Raw genomic sequence first — 15,928 nt, forward strand, 5'->3', positions numbered from 1 at the left:
TGATGCGACACCTCGAAACGCAGATTGAGCTGCCCCCCGGTCTTCTCTCATCCGCTGTCGTCCGTGAGTTCCTCCGACTCGGCCTTGAGCAGTATCGGTGGTTCACGCCCATGCGGTACGGCACGGGCACTCTGCGGGAGACGCTCGACCCGAAACATGTCGACTTCGATGTGCTCCTCGCCTTCTACGAGGAACGCGAGTGCCTGTGTGTCGCCGCCAGGACCGACCAGGACTTCTTCTGGCTCTCGCCCGCCAGACCGGAGAGCCAGCGCCGTTTTGGAAGGCTCGTCCTGGCCACGAGTCCCAACACCGCCAAAAAATCCGCCTGGCGAGCCGCGCATATTGAACAGGTGACCGAGCTCATGCGGCTCTTACGCGCCCCCCTGGCTTTCGCCGGTCACCAGGAGGACATCGATCGCAAGACCGATCTTCTGGTTCCCGAGGAGCTCGGCAGCAGGCTGGACTTCACCGTCCGCAACTACAGCGAAGGGCTCGCCGGCCTCTTCTGGCGCAACTTCTTCGGCCCTCCCTTCGTGAGCATGTTCGGCGAGCGCCTCACCTCCCTCCCAGAAGACTGTCGCAAGCCGCTCGGTGACGGCCTCGTCCTCGTACAACCCTACGAGTTGCCCACCGACGCCGGCACCGAGCACGGTGACGCCCGCGAGCGCGCCCTCATCGAGCACCTCGGCCCCGAGTGCTTCTACGACCACGCGCGTCATCTCAAGCCTACCCGGCTCCCCGTGTTGCATCCGCCAGGGATGTGACAGGCTCCCAGGTCATGCTCCCCTACGACGCCCTGGAGGCACTGGCCCGCGAGCGCCTGCCCCAGGCCGTGTTCGACTACTTCGCCGGCGGCTCCGGTGAAGAGTCCACCCTCGCCGAGAACTCCGCCGCCTGGGCCCGCCTCCGCCTCCGCCCTCGCATTCTCCGCGACGTGTCCTCCGTCGACACCTCCACCGAGCTGCTCGGCACCCCGCTGCGCGCCCCCGTCCTCGTCGCTCCCACCGCCTTCCACTCGCTCGCGCACCCCGAGGCCGAGCTCGCCACCGCCCGCGGCACCCGCGAGGCCGGCTCCCTCCTCGTCCTCTCCTCGCGAGCCTCCCGCCGCATCGAGGCCGTCGCCTCCCACGCCGGGCCCTGGTGGTTCCAGGTCTACGTCTTCCGCGACCGCGGCCTCACCCGCTCCCTCGTCCAGCGCGCCACCGCCGCCGGTGCCCGCGCCCTCGTCCTCACCGCCGATACCCCCTACGTCGGCCTCAAGCGCAGCAACCGCGGGGACTGCACCCTCCCCCTCCCCGATGAGGACTTCCTCGCCAACCTCGAGGGCCTCACCCACCGCTCACTCGCCGAGCAAGCCCCCGATGTCACCTTCGCGGACATCGACCGCCTGCGCCAGGACTCCGGCCTGCCCGTGCTCGTCAAGGGCGTGCTGCGCGCCGATGACGCCCGCGAGTGTCTCCACCACGGTGCCGCCGGCCTCATCGTCTCCAACCACGGCGGCCGGCAGCTCGACGGCGCCCTCGCCACCGCCGACGCCCTCCCCGAAGTCGTCGAGGCCTCCGAGGACCGCGTCCCCGTGCTCGTCGATGGCGGCGTGCGCTCCGGCCGCGACGTGCTGCGCGCCCTGGCCCTCGGCGCTCGCGCCGTGCTGCTCGGCCGGCCCGTCCTCTGGGGACTCGCCACCAACGGCGCCGACGGCGTGCGCCAGGTGCTCGACTCCCTGCGCGAGGACACCGCCCATGCGCTCGCCCTCGCCGGGCTCCCCCGCCTCTCCGACGTGGGCCCCGACCTGCTCGCCCCTCGCCGGCCTTGAGCGAACCTCGCCTACGCCCCGCGCGCCGCCTTCTCCGGAGGTGACTCCTGGCGCCGCGCCTCCGCCTCCGCGGCGAGCCGCTGGCGCACCAACGCCGCCGCCCACTCCAGCTCCTCGCGTGGCAGCCCCGCCCCCAGCGCGAGCAGCTTCCCGTCACTCCGATCGATGATGAGCATGGGACAGGTGGAGGGCTCGAAGACCCCCGTCATCGGAGCTCCGTCCGAGTGGTCTCGCACGTCGATGTCCCGGATGAGGTGCGCCGGAATCCGGATGGGGCGGGTGAGCCCGCTCGTGGAGCGCTCCACCGCCAGGCCCGGCCGTGACACGGAGAGATGACAGGTGGTGATGGCCCCCATCGCCGCCTTCCACACGAAGCGGGCTCCGAACAGTCCGAGCACCAGCACGAAGGGCATCACGGTGAGGTAGAGCAACGCCTCCATGCTCAGCGAGAGCAGGTAGCCACACACGCCCACCGTCAGCACCAGCGTCACGACGCCCATACCGAACTGGACGCGGAACCCATTCACCCAGCCGGGCTCGGGGAGGATCAGCCTCCACTGTCCGTCCCCCTCGTGGACCCGGACGCGGCAGCCCGGCGGAGGCGCGGGCACCTCGATGGGCTCGGACCGCGAGGCATCCAACAGGGAGCCCGCCCCCGCGCCTTGAAGACGGGCGCTCAGCTGCGCCAGGGCCCGTGCGCGCTCGGGTGAATCCAGCTCGCCGGGTGGACGCACACGCCCGGTGCCCACCTGCAATCCCAGACGGACGTGGCGGACCACGGCCTCGGCCAGCGCGAACACCTCGTCGGGGTCCGTGCCGCTGGCCAACAACTGGTCCCTGCCCGGCCCGACGAGCCGGACGTCGCGCACTGGCGACTGCTCCTGGGTGAAGAGCCGCACCCGGTCGAAGTCCGCGACTCGCCGCGACCACCGGAACATGGGCACCCCCAGTCCCCACACCCAGGACACCTTCCCGCGCACCCGGTCCAGCGACACCTCCCAGACCCCCAGCGTGCTCTTGAGCCCGTAGGCGAACGCGAGCGCCACGAGGAGGAGCGCCTGCGGATCCCACGAGCCTCCCTTCACCAGGAAGAACGACCCCGCCGCGGACAACGCCAGGGCCGCCACTCCCTTCAGGACCCGCTTCACCCCGCGCTCACGCCGCACGTGCAGCGTCGCGTCGTCGATCCACCACCGGTTGGCACCACAGCGCCTCATCGTGGGGACGACGTTAGCCGAGCCTCCGCCCCGGAGGGGAGACGCGGGCGAGCCCCGGGCCTCAGGTCGCCTCGCGGGGAGAGGAAGTCACGGGCTCGGAGCGTGGCGTCCCGGGGGCCTCATCGGGAGGCGGCTTGGACGAGGAGGGCGAGAGGTTGGCCAGGGCGGCGCTGACGAGGATGAGCGCACCGCCCATGAGCAGTGAGGAGTCCACGCGCTCGCCGAGCATCAGCACGCCGAGGAACACGGCCACGAGCGTGTCCAGCAGGGGCATGGCGCCGACAACAGCGAGCGGCACGCGCTGCAGCAGCCAGAAGAGGAGCTGGTAGGTGAGGGCCGTGGCGCCCACCGCCAGGTAGACGACGGCGAGCACGGCGCGAGGCGTCCAATGGCCGGGCAGGTGGGACTCGAAGACGAACGAGGCACCGAGCAGCAGCACGGAGCTGCTGAGCGTCTGCACGCACACGGACAGGCTGGTGGACACGTGCGCCAGCGAGCGCCGGACGAGCACGTTGGCCACGGAGATGGAGATGGTGGCCACCAGCGTGAGCAGACACCCGGCCACCACCAGGCCCGAGAGGCTGAGGCCGCGCAGGTGCTCGTGCTGGAGCGCGACGATGCCGGCGAGCCCCAGTCCCGCGGAGACGAGCTTGAGCGGCGTGAGCGGCTGATCCGGCAACAGCATCCGGCCCACCAGCAGCAGCCACACCGCATAGGTGGAGAAGAGGAGCGCGGACCAGCTCGACGGAATCCACTGCTGCGCCACGAAGAGCAGCCCGTAGGGGAGGGCGATCTGCAGCACACCCACGCCCGCCAGCATCCCCCACGTCCGGGCGTCCGGACGCACGCGGCGCAGCCCGCTGAAGGGCAGCAGCACCAGGCCGGCGAGCAGCATGCGCGTGGCGGCGAAGCGCAGCGGCGGCAGGTCCGCGAGCCCCACCTTCACCACGGACCAGGTAGAGCCCCACAGGACGAAGCAGGCGATGTAGGCGAGCAGCATGCGGGCACGCGAGGCCCCGGGAGCGGACATGGCGGCGCCAGTACCACGCGAAGCCCTCCGCCGCCACGGACCGGTGGTTCTGCCTGCCACCGCCTCGATTCGAATGCCTTGGAGGTCCGAGAAGCGGAAGCCCGTCAGGGCGAGCCACTCACGCTCACCCGCTCCTGCACCATCCGCAGGTTGCCCGTGAAGGACACCTCCGCCTTCTCCACCATGCCCTGGGCGTCCACGGTGAGGGTGGCCTCGAGGGGACCCATCTCCAGCTTCAGCTCGCGGCCGGTGTCCGACTCCCTGCGCAGCACCTGGTCCACCGGGGCGACGGGGTTGGCCGCGGGGTCGTAGACCCGCAGCGTCAGCTCCTTCTTCTTGCCCGCCAGCAATTGCTCGCGCACCAGCCGCGCGGTGCCCGGGCCCGTGGACAGGTCCTTCTTCACGGTGAAGGTGCCGCGCAGGTCCTTGCCGCTGTGCTTGCCCTCGTAGTGGTACTCGCGCCCCCCCACCAGCTCGAGCGACATCTGGATGTCGAGCTCGCCATTGGTGGAGCGGGCATAGTCGCGCGCCACCAGCCTGCCCTCCTTGTCCGACAGCTCCGTGGAGACGGTGTCCTGCACCATCAGCTCCCGGGCCGTGCGCGGCAGCAGGAGGCTCGTCTCCACCTCGGTGAGCTTCGCGCCCCCCGCCGAGTCGCGGATGACGCGCTTCTCGAACCCCACCGGCCGGCCCTCCACGCGGACGAGGTGGAACTCGGAGTAGCGCGAGGCCTTCCGCTTGCCGGCGGAGGGGCTCGTCAGCGAGCCGGCCAGCGCGCTGGTGATGCGCACGAAGCTCTCCGAGTAACCCAGCTCGTCGTGCGAGCACACCAGCGGAACCTGGTCGTCCACGTGCACCATCAGCCGGGCCTGGCCCACGGCCTTGCCCTGGGGCGTGTCCACGAGGTACTGCGCCTCGGCGAACACGGCCGGGGCGTCATCGATGAGCCGCACGTCCGTGGCACGCGCGAGCTGGATGTCCGTGTGCTGGCCCACCTTGGACAGCAACCGGTGGACAGCCGCGCCCGCGTCCAGGGGCTCGGAGTAGATGAAGCACGTGAGCGGGCTGCGGGTGCCGAGCGGCACGCTGAGCACGACGAAGCCCTCCTGCTGCTGGATGGTGGGGGTGCCCGCGGCCTCCACCTCGCCGGTGAAGGAGCCATCCGGCGCGGACACCTGCTGCTTGGAGAGAGGGGCCAGCTCGCGCGCCGAGAGCGCCTTGAAATCGAGCTTCGAACCGGCGGCGGACGGGGCCTGCGCCGAGGCGGTGCCTCCAGCGGAAGCCTCGGGCCTGGAGGAAGCCGTGGTGGCACAGCCGGTCAGCAGGCCCAGCAGAAGCGTCGTGCGCAGCCGCATCGTCGGTGTCTCCGGAGGTGTCCGCGGGGGCCTCGATGGCTCCCCGGTGCACGCGAGACCCTAGCGGCCCGGCTCGGGGCCGTGCCAGCGCTGGATGCTCCCCAAGCGCCTCAGTGCTTCCGGAGCTCGACGTGCTGGCGGATCTCCTCCAGGTCCATCGACAGGCGCTCGAGCGTGTGCCGCATGGGCTTCTTCGGCAGCTTCACCCAGCCGATGGCCGCGCAGATGGCCGCGAGCACGAAGACCACGCCCGCTCCGAGGAGCGCCCCCGCCCAGAGCGGCAGGGCCAGCGCCGCCGCGCCCGCGGTGAAGAGGAGCGTCAGCCCCACCAGGGACAGGGCCGCCGCGCCTCCCAGGAACACCCCCGAGAAGCGCGCCGCGCGAGCCTCCTTCGCGAGCTCCACCTTGGCGTGTAGCAGCTCCGCCTTCGCCAACAACCGCGCCTCGTACATCGCCCGGCGGACGAGCTCGTTCGTCGACATGCCCGCCTCGGGATTCCTCCAGCTCTCCACGGCCTGCCTCCTCTCGACCACCGCCGCACGCGGCCCGGCTCACGTCACCCCGCGCCTCCACTCGTAGGCGAAATGAAGGATGGCCAGCAGCACCACGCCCACCGCCACCCCGAAGGTCAGCCAGAGGAACCAGTCCACCACCCCTCCCTGCACCAGGGCGACGATCCACAGGGCCAGCAGCCCCAGTCCCATCAGCAGGTAGAGAATCGGCATGGCTCCCCTCTTCCAGTCGGCCCAAACGTGTGGCCCTGAACGGTTCCCGGCAAGGCAGGGCAGCCGTACCGAGCTCCCCTGACTGGGCAGGCGTGGGTATCCGACTCCCGGGCTCGATTGGCTGGCTGCTGGTCCTTGCCCGCCCGGTGCCTGTCACGCTCTCATCCGCCCATGCCGACTTCCCCGACTCCCGAGGCTGGCCAGCCAGCCGCCCAGCGACCGCTCACCCGCCAGGATGCCAAGACGCTCGCGCTGGCCGCGCTGGGCGGCGCGTTGGAGTTCTACGACTTCATCATCTACGTGTTCCTCGCGCCGGTCATCGGCCAGCTGTTCTTCCCGCCCAACACGTCGGACGTGCTGCGCCAGTTGCAGACGTTCGGAGTCTTCGCGGTCGCCTATTTCGCACGTCCGCTGGGCGGCATCATCATGGCGCACTTCGGCGACCGGAGCGGCCGCAAGCGCATGTTCGCGCTGAGCGTGTTCATGATGGCGGTGCCGACGCTCATCATCGGCCTGCTGCCGACCTACGCCACGGCGGGGTACGCGGCGCCCCTGGCCCTGCTGGCGCTGCGCGTCCTGCAGGGCGCGGCGGTGGGCGGCGAGGTGCCGGGCGCCTGGGTCTTCGTCTCCGAGCACGTGCCGGAGCGCCGTGTGGGCTTCGCCTGCGGAACCCTCACCGCGGGCCTCACGTTCGGCATCCTGCTGGGCTCGCTGGTGGCGAGGGCGGTCAACGAGGTCTACACCCCGGAGGAGGTGCGGACCTTCGGCTGGCGCATCCCGTTCATCATCGGAGGCGTGTTCGGCTTCTTCGCCGTGTTCCTGCGCCGGTGGCTCGCGGAGACGCCGGTCTTCGAGGAGATGCGCCAGCGCAAGGCCCTGGTGCGGGAGTTGCCCATCAAGGCCGTGCTGCGCGGCCACGGCGTCGCGGTGACGGTGTCGATGCTGCTCACCTGGGTGCTCACCGCTGGCATCGTGGTGGTCATCCTGATGACGCCCACGCTGCTCCAGCAACACTTCGCCATCTCCCCCACCCACGCGCTGAAGGCCAACAGCATGGCCACGCTGAGCCTCACGTTCGGCTGTATCGCCTTTGGCCTGGCCACGGATCGCTTCGGAGCCGGGCGTGCGCTGGGCGCCGGGTGCATCGCGCTGCTCGTGACGGTGTACCTGCTCTATCGCGGCGTGGCCGGAGCGCCGGAGCGGCTCGTCGAGCTGTACGCCCTGACCGGCTTCTGCGTCGGCGTGGTGGGCGTGGTGCCCTCGGTGATGGTGCGCGCCTTCCCCGCGGCGGTGCGCTTCTCGGGGCTTTCGTTCTCGTACAACGTGGCCTACGCCATCTTCGGTGGCCTGACGCCGCCGGTGGTCACCCTGCTGACGAACACGAACCGGCTCGCACCCGCGCACTACGTGATGGCGCTGTGTGGCGTGGGACTGCTGGTGACGCTCTACCTCTTGAGCGTGGGCCGCTCACGATTCGCCGCGGTGAGCGCTTCATAAAGGAGTGTCCACGAAGTTCTTGAAGCCAGACGACAAGGAGCCATCCATGACGGTCCGTTTCAACCACACCATCATCGCCGCGAAGGACAAGGTGCGCTCAGCGAAGTTCCTCGCCGAGCTCCTCGGGCTCCCCGAGCCGAAGCCCTTCAGTCACTTCCAGGCGGTCACACTGGATGATGGGGTGTCGCTCGATTACATCGACACCGACACCGACTTCCCCGGCCAACACTATGCGTTCCTCGTGTCGGACGACGTGTTCGACGCGCTGATCACCAAGCTGCGCGATCGGGGGATCGAACACTGGGCGGACCCACGCGGCCAGCGCCGCAATGAGATCAACACCAACTACGGGGGCCGCGGGGTCTATTTCCAGGATCCGTCAGGACACTACATGGAGGCCATCACCGTCCCCTACGGTGGCTGGTGACGGCTCGCCGGAGGTTCCGTCATCCCGCCTTGCACTGACACACATCGAGGTACGAGCGCTCGGGTGAGAGCGCTCGTACCGTGAGCCGCACGCCAGGAGTTGGCTCAAACGGACAGGTCGTCCAGCACGTCGGAAAGCGTGGTGGCGTTCAAGGAACGGTCGAACCAGCGGTCGAGGGTGGCCACGTCCGTGCAGGTGAGGACGTGCTGCCGGGCCACCTCATCGACGTGTACTCCCCGCGCGACGAGAATCCGCAGGATGTCCTCGGCACGCCCTCGGCTCAGCCCCTGCTGCCGGCCCTCCTCCAGGCCCCTCGCCAGACCCTGCTGGAGTCCCCGCTCGATGAGTTGCTCGCCATAGCTGCGCATCAGCTCCTCCGCTCGTTGCTCATCCAGCACTGAATGTAACACCCCTCTGGCCGCTTCATGGACGGTCTCATCCCCCACCCACAGCAGGTACCGGATGAGCACCACCAGATGCTCGGCCCCCTCCGGTCCCTCCTGCACCTGGGCGAAGAGCGCCACCCACTCCGGTAACTTCCGGGCCAACTCCCCACTGCGCCCATGGCGCAGCACGAGCCAGGCCAGCCGGGCCAGCGGCGGACCGGAGCGCATCCTCAACGCCTCTTCCCGCTCGGCCGTCAGGTCGTCGAGCAGGTATTCGAATCGAGGCACCAGTGCTCGCCACTGCTCTCGCTCCTCTTCGGGTAGCTCGAAGAGTTCCTCCACCCGGCGCGGGGCGGTCCAGGCTCCCTCCGACCCGTGGTACATGACGAGCGGGATGATGAGGGGGAGCAACACACTCTCGGGGTGCTCCTGGCGCCAGCGCTCCACCTGGCGCACCACGTAGCGCAGCATTCTCAGCGCCATCCACCCATCCACCGACGACTGGTGCTCCAGTAGCACGTACAGCAGCAGCGGGTGGCCCGTGCGCAGCCGGGCCGAGAAGAGCAGGTCGCTCTCGGTCTCCCTCAGCTCCGGGTCCACCACACTGCCGGGCTCCCTCCTCAGGGACGACCAGTCCACCTGCGAGACGACATGAGAGGGCAGGACGGCGCGCAGCTCGGCGGCGGCCCGCTCGGGGTGGCCGAAGGTGTAGCGGGCGAAGAGGTCATGAGGCCCTGACATGGCGAGCCTCGCCCAAGCACGTGGCGGGCCAGCTCGTGGAGCCTTTGAACCTTCCCCGGGCCTGACACATCGCGAGCCCCACTGACGCCCGTCCTCCGCGAAGCAGGAGGGCGTCAGCAGGAAGCCTCGAGTCCCTCTGGTGTTACCACCCGTTCGGCGCCAGCGGCGGGCAGTCTTTCTTTCAATGTCCGTGGAACGGACACCTCAAACCTCTCGCTGCGCGAAGTGGGCGTATTCATGACCGCCCTGGCGGATCTCGACCGCCTGGGAAAGCCGAATCGCGAGGACCAGGACGTGGAGGAGCATTGATCTCGAGAAGTACGCCCGGGATGCTCCTCACGAGCAGTAGTCGTTGTTGCCACACCCCGCGTTGATGCATGACCGGTAGCAGGTGTAGCGCTGGACTTCGTAGCACTCCGTCCAGGGCCAATCGCGCTTGTAGAAGACGAGATCACGGCCATCGCAATACCACCCATTGCCGCAGGAACAGGCCCCCTCGGGCACGGCGGAGGACGAAACCGGCCGGGCGGTCTCCCCCGACGTATCGGCTTGTGGAGCCACGGATCGCGGAGAGCCGGGCTCGGGATATTCCTCCTCCAGCACCGGACCGCCGCATCCCACCGCGCCAAGAACAAGACCCGCCACCACGAACAAGTGCTTCATCTGGATGTCCCCCTTTGCTTCCTGGATGTCCCCCTCTAGAACCCCACGAGCATGCTCGGCAAGGGGGAGCCGTTTCCCATCGCGAGCCTGGTGACGTCGAGGAATCACATGGACACCTATGAGCCCTTTCTCTCACTCGGCCTCGCCCTGGCGGCCGGCTTCCTCATCGGCCAGGAGCGGGAGTACTCGGCGCCGGACCCGCGCGAGGGCAAGGAGTCCTTCATCGGCGGCTCGCGCACCTACCCGCTGGTGTCGCTGGCGGGAGCGGCCTCGGCGCTGGTGGCGCGGCAGTTCGGCCCGTGGCTCCTGCTGATGTCGCTCGCCGCGGTGGGGGCGCTGCTGGTGGTGTCCTACGCGGGCGACGTGCGCAAGGGGTACTCGCACGGGCTCACCTCCGAGGTGGCGCTGCTGCTCAGCTACCTGCTGGGCGTATTGGCGCTGACGGAGGGTGTGTTCGGCTCGCCGCGGGTGAAGGTGCTGACGGTGTCGGGCCTCACCGTGGTGGCCACCCTGCTGCTGTCCATGAAGCCCGTGCTGCACGCCTTCATCGGCCAGCTGCAGCGGCGCGACGTGTGGGCCGGGGTGCAGCTGCTCTTCGTCGCGGTGGTGGTGGTGCCCCTGTTGCCGGACGCCACCTACGGGCCCCTGAACGTGCTCAACCCCAGGCAGCTCGGCTGGCTGACGCTGCTCATCGCGGGCATCGGCTTCGCGGGGTACGTGGCCATCCAGGCGCTGGGCTCGCGGCGAGGTCTCGTGGTGACGGGCCTCATCGGAGGGCTGGTGTCCTCCACGGCGGTGACGCTGTCCTTCTCCGGGAAGGCCAAGGGGGCGCCGCGCGAGCTGCGCCTGGGGTACGCGATGGCGGTGCTGCTGGCCTCGGCGCTCATGTTCGCGCGGGTGATGGTGGAGGTGGCGGTGGTGCACCCGCCGCTGCTGCAGCTCGTGGCGGTACCCATGGGGGCCATGGCCCTCACGCTGCTCGGGGCCGGCGTCCTCTTCTACCTCCAGGCGCGCTCGGTGCGCGACGAGGGCACCCAGGTGGAGTTCGCCAACCCCTTCGCCCTGGGCTCGGCGTTCAAGTTCACGCTGCTCTTCGCCGTGGTGCTGCTGGGCGCCCGGGCCGCCACCGAGTACCTCGGGCAAGGCGGTGCGTACCTCGCCGGCGTGCTGGCGGGGCTCACGGACGTGGACGCCATCACCCTCTCCATGGCGAAGCTGGCCCAGGGCGGCTCGCTCCCCGAGCCCGTTGCAGTCACCACCATCTTCCTGGGCACGGCCTCCAACACCCTCACCAAGGGCGTGATGGCGACGGTGGTGGGCGGGTGGAGCTTCGGCCGGTGGGTGCTGCTCGCCTTCGGCGCGACGCTGGCCGTGGGCGCGCTGGCGCTCGGCATCACGTACTGGTTGTGAGTGCTCTCCTCACCGGGGCTGAGGGAGGGCGCAGCAACTGCACGCCGAGGTGTACGGAAGCGCACGAATTGCACCCCTCCCTCCGGATTCCCGGGCAGATCGGCTGGCATGCAACTTCCAAGCAGGGTGTCCTGGAAAGGAGGAACGCCCATGAACCCGTCCGCGCCCATTCCGCAAGACAGTGAGCGTCTCTCGACGCTCTCCTGCATCCAGTTGCACGGAGCCTTCGATGCCAGAGCGGCCCGGGATGTCCTGGCGCTCCTCCAGCGTCAAGCCGACGCGGGCCACCTGGAGCTGGATTTCAGCAAGGTGAGCACCTTCCAGGACTTCGCCCTGGATCTGCTCGTCCAGGGATTGGGCCGGCTGCCGGGGCTCCATCTGAAGACGCGGGGGATTCCCAGCCACCCGGCGCGGGTGCTCCAATACCTGAGCATCGACCCGCACACGCTCGCGCCCATGCGCCGGAGCCTCCAGTGCCCCGCCTGTCTCCCGGTGAGCGACCATCGGGACCTCGACGACTGAGCGGCTCCCCCTTCATCCGTCCCCATCGAGACCCCTCCTTGCCCTCCCGGGCCCGGTCGGGAGAGGCTTTTGCATCCGCCTGCTCGTGCTCGTCGTCCTGTCCGACAGGCACAAGCAGGTCTCACGTGCCCAGGGGGGCGGATGAGCCAATCCTCTTCATCAGGAGCCTCGGGGTGCCCCCCCGAGCAGGTGCTGGCCGGCTTCGCATCGGGTTCGCTCCCGCGGACGGAGCGCTCGGCGCTCGAAGCACACCTGGCGCGATGCAGCGTGTGCTTCGAGGTGGTCTCCGCACTGCTCGCGGAGCTCGGCCCCGCGGCCAGCGTCTCGTCACCGGCCCAGCCGGCCCCCGTGCTGGCTCGCGGCACGGCCATGGGGCGCTACCTGCTGCTCGATCCCATCGGGGTCGGTGGCATGGGCGTGGTGTACTCGGCGTATGATCCAGGGCTCGACCGGAAGGTCGCGCTCAAGCTGCTCTCGCCCCACGGTCCTCACGGAGCCTCGTCTCCCGAGGGGAGGCTCCGGCTGCAACGCGAAGCCCGCGCCCTGGCCCGGCTGTCCCATCCCAACGTCGTCACCGTCTACGACGTGGGTACCGAGGGCGAGCAGGTGTTCGTGGCCATGGAGTTGGTGGAAGGGCAGACACTCGGGACGTGGATGTCCGCCGGCGCCCACGGCTGGCAGCAGGTGTTGCACTGCTTCCAGGAGGCGGGCCGGGGGCTCGCCGCCGCCCATGCGGTGGGGCTCGTCCATCGCGACTTCAAGCCCGACAACGTGCTCATCGGACGCGAGGGCCGGGTGCGCGTCACGGACTTCGGCCTGGCGCGGGTGACGGAGGCCACGCCGGACCCCCGCCCTGAAGACGGAGTGGGGGCCGCCCCTGGAGCGCGCACGGGTGCCCAGCCCTCGAGCCTGTCGGGCACCCAGGCCGGCACTCCCCGCTACATGGCGCCCGAGCAGTGGCTGGGCGCGGCCTCGGGCCCGTGGACGGATCAGTTCAGCTTCTGCGTGGCGCTCTGGGAAGCGCTCTACGGCGAGCACCCCTTCACCAGCGGCCCACCCGCCGCGCTGAGACAGGAAGTGGTTGCGGGCCACCTTCGCACCGCGCCCGCACAGCGGCAGATTCCCACGCGAATCCACGCGGCACTCGTGCGCGGGCTCCAGTCGGAGCCCTCGGCGCGCCACCCTTCCATGGAGGCACTGCTGGCCGTCCTGGAGATGGATCCGGCACGGCGGCGCAGGCGCGTCGCGGCGCTGGTGGGAGCGAGCGTGTTGCTGGTGGGGTTGCTGGGGGCGGGCCTCGCGCAATGGACGTACCGCTCGGCCCAGCTGTGTGCCGGAGGGACGGCGCGCGTCCAGTCCGCGTGGGGAGCCGCGGCCCGGGAGAGCGTGCGCCGCGGACTGCTGGCCAGCGGGGCACCCGGCGCGGAACGGACCTGGGAGCTGCTCACCCAGCGCGTGGATGCCTACACCTCGGACTGGGCCTCCATGCACCGCGAGGCCTGCGAGGCCACGCGCGTCCGGGGTGAGCAGTCCGAGCAGCTGCTCGATCGCCGCATGCTGTGCCTGGAGCATGCGCTGCGGCGCATGTCGGCCCTGGCGCGTCAGCTGGAGCACGCCGATCGCGCCACGGCGGACAAGGCGCTGGACGCAGTGCATGCGCTCCCCTCGCTGACCGAGTGCGCCAACACGGCGGCGTTGCTGGGAGCGCCGGGGTTGCCCCAGGAGGACTCCGTCCGGCAGCAGGTGCTCACGCTGCGCGGGCAGCTGGCGGAGCTGGAGACGCTCAAGGAGCTGGGCCACCTGAAGGAGGCGCTCCCGCGCGCCGAGGCGCTGACCCGGGCCGCCGAGGCGCTGGCCTACCCTCCCCTGCAGGCTGAGGTGCTCCTCCTGGAGGGTGAGCTGCTGCAACTGGATGAGCAGATGCCGCGAGCCATCGAGCGGGTCCACCTGGCGGCGCTCCGGGCGGAGAGGGGGCACGAGGACACGCTCGCCACGCGCGCCTGGACGATGCTCGGCAGGATCCACGGCGTCGAGCGCAAGGAGTTCGCCGAGGCACACCGCAGCATCGACTATGCCCAGGCGAAGCTCGACCGGCTGGGCCACCGGGACCTGCTCCTGGAGACGGAGCTGCTGGGGATCCGGGCGGGGCTGGCGGACCGGGAGGGGAAATACGCCGAGGCGATCGCGCTGGACCAGGAGCGCGTCAAGGTCCTGGAGCAGCAGCTCGGGCCGGACGCGCCCGCGCTGGCCAGCGCCCTGTACGGACTGGCCGCCTCGCTCTACATGCAGGGGCGCCTGGATGAGGCCCATACCGCCATCCGCCGTTCCGTCGCGTTGAGCGAGCGTCACTGGGGACCCGAGACCCTGAAGCTCGCCACGGGGCTCAACCTGCTCGCCATCATCACCAAACACCGGCATCAACTGCCCGAGGCCCGCGAGGCGTATGAACGCGCGCTGCGCATCCACGCCCGCCTGTCCGGTGAGACGTCCTCCCGTTACGCCCAGACACTGGCCAACCTGGGCTCCCTGTTCAACGCCCTGGGAGAGAACGAGAAGGCACTCGCCGCGTTCCAGCGCGCCGTGGACATCGAGCGCGCGAGCAAGGAGCGGGACACGGATTCCCTGGCCAATGTCCTCACGAACATGGCCTCCGTGTACCGGCAGCTCGGGCGGTTCGAGGAGGCGCTGGCGGTCAACCAGGAAGCGCTCTCCCTGCGCACCGCGAAGTTCGGTCCCCGCCACGTGCTGGTGGGGGTGTCGCTGGACTCGATGGGCATCTCGCTGATGAAGCTGGGGAGGCACACCGAGGCCCTGGAGCACTTCCGGCGCGAGTTGGAGATCTTCACCGCCTCGTTCCCGGAACATCACCCCCATGTGGCCACGGCCCACTACCAGGTGGGGCTGGCGCTGACCCGGCTGGGGCGGCTCTCCCAGGCGCGCGCCTCCCTGGAGCGGGCGCTCGCCATCTTCGAGCGGCATGCGGACCTGGGCCCCGAGCAGGCGGAGACCCGGTTCCGTCTGGCGCTGCTCCAGTGGGAGAACGGCGGCGCGGATCGCTCGCGGGCGCGTCAGCGGATTCTCGAACTGCGAGAGCAGCTGGAAAAGGAAGCCCGTGCCGAGGTGGACGAATGGCTCGGCAATCATCCCGCATCTCCCTGAGTGCTAGACTGCCGGCAGCCTCATGTCATTACCCTCGCCGCCTGCCCCTCCTCCCGAGCCCGACCTCTCACCGGCAGGGCTCCGCGCACGGGCCCTCGCGCTGCTGCCCCCTCCGGCCGCTCGCGCACTGGAGAAGGAGGAGCAGCTGGGGCCGATCCTCCACGCGCTCTTCGAAGCAAGCGCCCAGGGCCGGGCACGGTTCGAGATAACGGAGGACGAGTTCCTCGAGGCGCTCCTGCGGCAAGTGCCGCCAACGGGGGATGCGCTGGGGACGCTGCGGTCCCTCCACGCCGCGGACCTCGCGCTGGCATTGGGGTGCGCCGCGGGCCACCCGTTGGCCCTGGCCGGGTTCGACCAGCGCTTCGGTGCCGCGATGAGCGCCGCGCTGCGGCGGTTGGATCCCTCCCCCTCCTTCGTCGACGAGGCGCTACAAGCCGTGCGCGAGCGGCTCTTCCTGCGCCGGGAGCGGAGCGGCCCGAAGATCGCGTCCTACGCGGGCACGGGGCCGCTGGAGGGCTGGGTGCGCGCCGTCACGCTCCGGTCGGCCCTCAACCTGCGCCGCGGGGCCGCGGCCGGGGTTCCGCTGGATGAACGTCTGGCGACCGGGCTCGGGACGGACAGCGCGGGCCCGGAGCTCCAGCTCATCAAGAGCCAGTACCGAGAGGCCTTCCAGCGGGCCTTCCGCACCGCGCTCGACACGCTCACCGACCAGGAGCTCAACATCCTGCGCCTGCACTTCGTGGGAGGGGCCACCCAGGAGCAGCTGGGCAAGCTGTACAACGTGCACCGCATCACCATGGCACGCTGGCTGACGCACGCACGGACACGGCTGCTGCTCGCGACCCAGCGGGAACTGCAGGCACTCCTGAAGGTGGAGGACGAGGAGCTGAACGACATCCTCGAGCTGGTGCGCAGTCAGCTGGCCATCACCCTCACCCGGGCGCTCCAGGCACGCTGACCGAGGAGCGCGGGGCTCGGACATC

At 70.1% G+C, this 15,928-nt stretch carries 15 protein-coding genes; 8 read left to right on the plus strand and 7 right to left on the minus strand.

The features are described from left to right. The first annotated feature begins 2 nt into the window (after positions 1-2). Together NR810_RS44305 and NR810_RS44310 are read left to right on the plus strand one after the other, a co-directional pair. Positions 3-764: a hypothetical protein gene (locus NR810_RS44305; protein ID WP_257461604.1), complete on the plus strand. Its 762-nt coding sequence runs from the start codon at positions 3-5 to the stop codon at positions 762-764. 14 nt (positions 765-778) lie between these two features. Beyond that, the gene (locus NR810_RS44310) at positions 779-1,813 is read left to right on the plus strand and encodes an alpha-hydroxy acid oxidase (RefSeq protein ID WP_257461607.1); all 1,035 of its coding nucleotides are present in this window, start codon (positions 779-781) and stop codon (positions 1,811-1,813) included. 11 nt (positions 1,814-1,824) lie between these two features. Here NR810_RS44310 and NR810_RS44315 read toward each other — a convergent pair whose 3' ends face one another. The 5 genes from NR810_RS44315 to NR810_RS44335 form a co-directional block, all read right to left on the minus strand. Continuing rightward, on the minus strand, positions 1,825-3,030 hold the full coding sequence (locus NR810_RS44315) for a hypothetical protein (protein ID WP_257461609.1): 1,206 nt from the start codon (positions 3,028-3,030) through the stop codon (positions 1,825-1,827). A gap of 61 nt (positions 3,031-3,091) precedes the next feature. Continuing rightward, positions 3,092-4,060: a DMT family transporter gene (locus NR810_RS44320; RefSeq protein WP_257461610.1), complete on the minus strand. Its 969-nt coding sequence runs from the start codon at positions 4,058-4,060 to the stop codon at positions 3,092-3,094. A 104-nt stretch (positions 4,061-4,164) separates the two neighbouring features. After that, positions 4,165-5,415, minus strand: a complete 1,251-nt coding sequence (locus NR810_RS44325; RefSeq protein ID WP_257461612.1) for a hypothetical protein — start codon at positions 5,413-5,415, stop codon at positions 4,165-4,167. Positions 5,416-5,525: 110 nt separating this feature from the next. Next, a complete protein-coding gene (locus NR810_RS44330; protein ID WP_257461614.1) occupies positions 5,526-5,927 on the minus strand; it encodes a phage holin family protein in 402 nt (133 codons plus the stop codon). A gap of 39 nt (positions 5,928-5,966) precedes the next feature. Then, positions 5,967-6,140 carry a hypothetical protein gene (locus NR810_RS44335; protein ID WP_257461615.1) on the minus strand — a complete coding sequence of 58 codons (174 nt, stop codon included), beginning with the start codon at positions 6,138-6,140 and terminating at the stop codon, positions 5,967-5,969. A gap of 171 nt (positions 6,141-6,311) precedes the next feature. On the opposite strand from NR810_RS44335, the gene NR810_RS44340 reads away from it, so the two are divergent. After that, a complete protein-coding gene (locus NR810_RS44340; RefSeq protein ID WP_257461616.1) occupies positions 6,312-7,637 on the plus strand; it encodes an MFS transporter in 1,326 nt (441 codons plus the stop codon). Between the two features lie 46 nt (positions 7,638-7,683). Beyond that, a complete protein-coding gene (locus NR810_RS44345; protein WP_257461617.1) occupies positions 7,684-8,064 on the plus strand; it encodes a VOC family protein in 381 nt (126 codons plus the stop codon). Positions 8,065-8,168: 104 nt separating this feature from the next. Here NR810_RS44345 and NR810_RS44350 read toward each other — a convergent pair whose 3' ends face one another. Together NR810_RS44350 and NR810_RS44355 are read right to left on the minus strand one after the other, a co-directional pair. Beyond that, a complete protein-coding gene (locus NR810_RS44350; RefSeq protein WP_257461618.1) occupies positions 8,169-9,191 on the minus strand; it encodes an Rpn family recombination-promoting nuclease/putative transposase in 1,023 nt (340 codons plus the stop codon). Between the two features lie 336 nt (positions 9,192-9,527). Next, positions 9,528-9,854, minus strand: a complete 327-nt coding sequence (locus NR810_RS44355) for a hypothetical protein (protein WP_257461619.1) — start codon at positions 9,852-9,854, stop codon at positions 9,528-9,530. Positions 9,855-9,905: 51 nt separating this feature from the next. On the opposite strand from NR810_RS44355, the gene NR810_RS44360 reads away from it, so the two are divergent. The 4 genes from NR810_RS44360 to NR810_RS44375 all read left to right on the plus strand — a co-directional run bounded on the left by NR810_RS44360 (position 9,906) and on the right by NR810_RS44375 (position 15,903). Further along, complete coding sequence (locus tag NR810_RS44360; RefSeq protein WP_257461620.1) at positions 9,906-11,264, plus strand: MgtC/SapB family protein; 1,359 nt, start codon at positions 9,906-9,908, stop codon at positions 11,262-11,264. 150 nt (positions 11,265-11,414) lie between these two features. Then, positions 11,415-11,786, plus strand: a complete 372-nt coding sequence (locus NR810_RS44365; RefSeq protein WP_257461621.1) for an STAS domain-containing protein — start codon at positions 11,415-11,417, stop codon at positions 11,784-11,786. Positions 11,787-11,927: 141 nt separating this feature from the next. Beyond that, positions 11,928-14,945, plus strand: a complete 3,018-nt coding sequence (locus NR810_RS44370) for a tetratricopeptide repeat protein (RefSeq protein WP_257461622.1) — start codon at positions 11,928-11,930, stop codon at positions 14,943-14,945. 22 nt (positions 14,946-14,967) lie between these two features. Further along, on the plus strand, positions 14,968-15,903 hold the full coding sequence (locus tag NR810_RS44375) for a sigma factor-like helix-turn-helix DNA-binding protein (protein WP_257461623.1): 936 nt from the start codon (positions 14,968-14,970) through the stop codon (positions 15,901-15,903). The last annotated feature ends 25 nt before the right edge of the window (positions 15,904-15,928 follow it).

The organism is Archangium lipolyticum (genome assembly GCF_024623785.1).
In the GTDB taxonomy this organism is placed as follows: domain Bacteria; phylum Myxococcota; class Myxococcia; order Myxococcales; family Myxococcaceae; genus Archangium; species Archangium lipolyticum.